The 5,013-nt window shown below is 68.5% G+C and carries 4 protein-coding genes and 1 pseudogene; 2 read left to right on the top strand and 3 right to left on the bottom strand.

Annotated elements, in window-relative coordinates:
* Window positions 1-238 precede the first annotated feature (238 nt).
* The 3 genes from AC2VOP_RS05705 to mptB are packed head-to-tail and all read right to left on the bottom strand — an operon-like array spanning window position 239 to window position 3,704.
* Window positions 239-1,042 carry an ABC transporter permease gene (locus AC2VOP_RS05705; protein ID WP_486960049.1) on the bottom strand — a complete coding sequence of 268 codons (804 nt, stop codon included), beginning with the start codon at window positions 1,040-1,042 and terminating at the stop codon, window positions 239-241.
* Window positions 1,039-1,968, bottom strand: a complete 930-nt coding sequence (locus AC2VOP_RS05700) for an ABC transporter ATP-binding protein (protein ID WP_486960048.1) — start codon at window positions 1,966-1,968, stop codon at window positions 1,039-1,041. Before AC2VOP_RS05700 ends, AC2VOP_RS05705 begins: the two co-directional genes overlap by 4 nt.
* Entirely contained in the window at window positions 1,965-3,704 is a 1,740-nt protein-coding gene (gene mptB, locus AC2VOP_RS05695) for a polyprenol phosphomannose-dependent alpha 1,6 mannosyltransferase MptB (protein ID WP_486960047.1), read from the bottom strand. The genes AC2VOP_RS05700 and mptB overlap by 4 nt, the downstream gene beginning before the upstream one ends.
* 140 nt (window positions 3,705-3,844) lie before the next feature.
* Between mptB and AC2VOP_RS05690 the strand changes: the two genes are divergently transcribed.
* Window positions 3,845-4,612, top strand: coding sequence for a helix-turn-helix transcriptional regulator (locus AC2VOP_RS05690; protein WP_486960046.1), 768 nt, complete (start codon window positions 3,845-3,847; stop codon window positions 4,610-4,612).
* A 54-nt stretch (window positions 4,613-4,666) separates the two neighbouring features.
* Window positions 4,667-5,013 (top strand): annotated as a pseudogene (locus AC2VOP_RS05685) (Fe-S cluster assembly protein SufB); the annotation flags it as partial.

Below are 5,013 nucleotides of genomic sequence, written 5' to 3'. Positions count from 1 at the left end.
CTGCATCTGACAGGTGCACTCCCATCTTGGATAATGGAGCCGTGAACACTCCGATTATCCTTGCGGCAGTGCACCTTTCACGTTAACGACACCCATCGACACCGAATTACGTGAAAAATCCGGGCTAGCCTCGACTTTTCGCGCACCGTGCTCCGACAGGGCCGAAGCAGGAAGTAGGGCCAAAATTGCGCGGTGGCCCGAGCTTTCGGGTCAGCTTCCACAGCGGCGATCGAAGTGATCAGCTGAACCGGAACCAGCGTCGCGCACAGAATCCGGCCACCGCACCCCACACCGCCAGGACGACGACGCCGAACCAGTCGGTCGACAGCGCCAGTGCCTGCGAAAGTGCCTCGGTGAGCGCGCCCGACGGTGTCAGCAGGGCAACCCACCGGGCCGCCGCCGGCACGGTGTCGGCAACGGCGTCCATCGCCAGCGCAGCCAGCCCGCCGAACACGAACCACATCAGGTTGGCGACGGCGAGCACGATCTCAGCGCGCAGCGTACCGCCCAGCAGCAGGCCCAATGCGGCAAATCCGGCCGTGCCCAGCGCGATGACCACGGCGCCCAACCCGAGTCCGGCAACCCCTGGACGCCAGCCGAGCGCAAAGCCGATCAGCCCCAGCAGGGTTGCCTGCAGGAAGACCACCGTCACCACGGCCATCGACTTGCCGGTGATGATGCCCCAAACCGGCAGCGCGGTGGCGCCCAGCCGTTTCAGCGCGCCGTAGCGGCGATCGAACGCGACCGCGATGGCCTGGCCGGTGAACGCGGTGGCGATCACCGCGAGCGCCATGATCAGCGGAACGACGACGCCGGCGCGATGATCGGGGCCCGCGCCGAACGAGCCGAGCGGCAGCAGCGTCAGCCCGACCAACAGCGTGACCGGGATGAACATGGTCAGCAGCAGCTGCTCGCCGTTGCGCAGCAGCAGCGTCAATTCCAGTCGGTACTGCGCGGCCAGCATCCGCGGGACCGTGTTGGGCCGCGGGTCGGGGACGAACGTACCGGGCGGGAAGTGCCGGCCGCCGGCAGCGGTGGTCACTGCAGCTCGCCGCCGGTCAGCTGCAGGAACACATCCTCCAGGCTGCGCTGTTCCACCCGCACGTCGTTGGCAAGCACGTCCAGGTTGGCGCACCACGCGGTCACCGTCGCCAGCACCTGAGGGTCGATCGGACCCTCGACCAGGTACTGGCCGGGCAGCACCTCGGTGGCGGTGTAACCCTCGGGCAACGCCGCCGCCAGCAGCGACAGGTCAAGCCGGGGCGGCGCGGTGAACCGCAACTGGCCCTTGGCGCCGACGCGGGTCAGCTCAGCGGGGGTGCCGGCAGCCACCGCCTTGCCATGGTCGATGATCAGCAGCCGATCGGCCAACGCCTCGGCTTCCCTGAGCTGGTGGGTGGTCAGCACCACCGTCACGCCGTCGCGGCGCAGCGCGTCGATCAGCTCCCACACCACCAGCCGGGCGTGCGCGTCCAGACCGGCTGTTGGCTCGTCGAGGAAGACCAGCTCGGGCCGGCCGACCAGCGCGCAGGCCAGCGCAAGTCGCTGCTGCTGGCCGCCGGAGAGCCGCCGGTAGGTGGTGTGCGCGGCGTCGGCGAGGCCCAGCGTCGCCAGCAGCCACTGCGGGTTCAGAGGGTTGGCGGCATAGGCGGCAACCAGCTTGAGCATCTCACCGGCCTGCGCGGCAGGGTAGGCGCCGCCGCCCTGCAACATCACCCCGATGCGTGTCCGCAGTCGCGCGTTGTCGGAGACCGGGTCCAGCCCCAGCACCTCGATGGTGCCGGCGTCGGCGCGCACGAAGCCCTCGCACATCTCGACCGTCGTCGTCTTGCCCGCGCCGTTCGGGCCCAGCAACGCGAACACTTCGGCGGTGTGGACTTCGAGATCGAGACCGGCAACCGCGGTTGTCGGACCGTACCGTTTGCGCACGCCGCGCAACCGCACCGAGACGTCCAACGGCGGGCTCACGGGGAATCAGCGTAAGCGCCGGGCACGGCGGCCGGCGGCCGGACCTGCACCGGCGGTTGAACCGACCCCGCAGCACGAACGCCATCGGGTTTGGTGGGTCCGATGTGAAAATCACGCCAGGGCAGGTGGGTGCGGGTCAGCGCGATCAAGACCAGCACCGTGACGGTGCTGGCCAGGGTGGCGTCCACAATCTGAAACAGCGCAAACCGGTCGCCGTTGGCGGTCGGGCCGAAGATCCCCACCACGATCGTCACGCAGATCGCCGCGATCCGGAAACCCGGGCGGGTTGCCCACGCGGCCAGCGGGATGATCGCCCACAGCAGATACCAGGGTTGTACCACCGGAAACAGCAGGACCGTGACCGCCAGGGTGACCCCGAGCCCGCCGACCGGATGCAACCGCCCACGCAGCACCACCAGCAGCAGCCAGCTGACCAGCACCGCGATGATCAACACGCCGATGCTGCGAGTCAGCGACAGCACCGCGGTGGTGTGGTCGCCCAAGCCCAGCAAGATTCCCGCCTGCCCGGTGCCGAGCGCCAGTAGCGTCGGCGGCGACATCCAACTTCGCACGACGTTGGCGGTGCCCAGGGTGTAGATCCAGCCGAATCCGAGCCCGCTGGCCGAACCAATGACGACCATCACCGCTAGCGCCAACCCCACCGTCACGCCACTGCCCAGCAGGAACCCCGGCAGCCTGCCGCCCCAGCGCCGAGCCAGTGCCATCGCGACAAAACCCAGGGCCAGCAGCGAGGGCAACTTCACCTGCGACGACATCGTGATCAGCACCACGCCTGCCAGCAGTTCGGCCAGCGGCGCCCAGTCCCGCCACCGGACCGGACGCACTAAGGTCTGCCAGACGGCCTGCCAACCCGCCTGCCAGATGGGCACCAGCGATCGTGAAGAGGTGATTCCACGCAGCGCGAACTCGGTGCCGGTCAGCATCAGCCCGAGCATCAACGCCTCGTTGTGGATGCCCGCAACCAGGTGCATGAGCAGCAGTGGGTTGGCCGCTCCCAGCCACAGTGCGTTGACCTCGGCCACCCCGCAGCGCCCTGCCAACCGCGGCGTGGCCCACACGATCAGGCCCACCCCGATCAGCACCACCACTCGGTGGCAAAGCACCGCTGCCACAATGTTCTCGCCGGTGAGCGCCGAGATTCCACGGCCGATCCACAGAAACAGCGGCCCGTAGGGCGCCGGGGTCTCTCGCCACAAGCTGGGCACCGAGAGGGTGAATACGTGGTCGAGGCCCAGCGCCGACGCGGGTCCCACCCGGTAGGGATCCAGGCCCAGCCGGGCGATCTGGCTCTGCGCCAGGTAGGAGTACACATCCTTGCTGTACATCGGCGGCGCCACCAGCAGCGGCAACATCCACAGCAGCAGGGTGTGGTCAAGTTGGCTTCGCGACATGCGCCGGGAGCCCAACGCGAACCTGCCCAGCATCAGCCAGCCCAGCGCCATCATCACCGCCCCGGTGGTGGTCATTGTCAACGACACGGTCTGCAGCCGGGACGGCAGGTTGAGCAGTCGAATTCCGAACGTGGGGTCCTGCACCACCGGCCTGGCGCCCGCGCCCAGCGCGCCGATCGCCATCAGGACGGTGCCGGCGGCGCCGAACAGCCGGATGCGCCGCAGGACGACCAGTTCGGCGTCGTTGAGCGGTGAGCCCACGGTCCGCTCGTCGCCATGCCAGCGGGCAATCGAGGTGCTCAGCGGATGTTGGCGCGCTGCCATTAAAGCAGCGTAAAGCAGCGTGAAGCACCGTAACCGGGTGGTTGTCAGGTGTAACGGTGTGACCAGCGCAACTCTGATCCGGTGGTGATTTCGGGCCGGCCCGCCTGGACCGATCACCGGAATTGCGTCACACTGGTGTTGTGAAAATCGGAGCCGGGCTGAAGTCCACGGTCGAAGCCGCCGGGGCGCGCCCCGGCGGTGCAGCTGTGGTGGACGAACGGCAGGCAGCTGCCGCGCACGCGGCCCGCGAGGGCGGTACCCGCAACGCGGTCGTGCAGCTGCTGATGGAATCCGGGCCCATCACCGCCGGCGAGATCGGCAGCCGCCTGGGCTTGTCGGCTGCCGGTGTCCGGCGTCACTTGGACGCGCTGATCGAGATCGGTGACGCCGAGGCGCACGCGGCCGAAGCCTGCGAGCAGGTGGGGCGCGGACGGCCGGCGAAGCGCTACTGGCTCACCGCGGCCGGCCACGGCAAGCTGGCCCATCGCTACGACGACCTGGCGTTGGCGGCGATGCACCAGTTGCGTGAGATCGGTGGCGAGGACGCGGTCTGCGCGTTCGCACGGCGCCGGATCGACACCATCCTCGCCGGCGTCAGACCGGTCGACGGCAGCGACGACGCCGATCTCGAGACGACCGCGGAGCGGATCACGGTCGCGTTGACCAAAGCCGGGTACGCGGCTACCACCGCTCGGCTGGACGGGCCGGTGTACGGGGTCCAGATTCTTCAACATCACTGCCCGGTGGCCGACGTCGCCAAGGAATTTCCCGAGCTGTGCCAGGCCGAAGGCCAGGCCATGGCCGAGGTGCTCGGCACCCACGTCCAGCGGCTGGGCACCATCGCCGACGGAGGCTATGTCTGCACTACCCAGATACCACCGACAAACGCCACCAGCAGCACCGATTGACCTTCGGCGCACAGCCCGCGCCGAAGCCACCACGAGCACCGAAGGAGCGTCGACATGACTCTCACGCCAGAGGCCGCCGTCGCCTCGCCGCCGACCCAGGGCGAGACGATTAACTCGCTGGGCCGCTACGAGTATGGCTGGGCGGACTCCGATGTCGCCGGCGCCAGCGCGCAGCGCGGGCTGTCCGAAGCCGTCGTGCGTGACATCTCGGCCAAAAAGAACGAGCCGGAGTGGATGCTGGAAAGCCGGCTGAAGGCGTTGCGCATCTTCGAGCGCAAGCCGATGCCGACGTGGGGGTCCGACCTCAGCGGCATCGACTTCGACAACATCAAGTACTTCGTCCGGTCCACCGAGGCGCAGGCCCAAACCTGGGACGACCTGCCGGAGGACATCCGCAACAC

Source organism: Mycobacterium sp. TH-M106, assembly GCF_057473765.1.
This window is presented reverse-complemented; position numbering and strand designations above follow the sequence as displayed.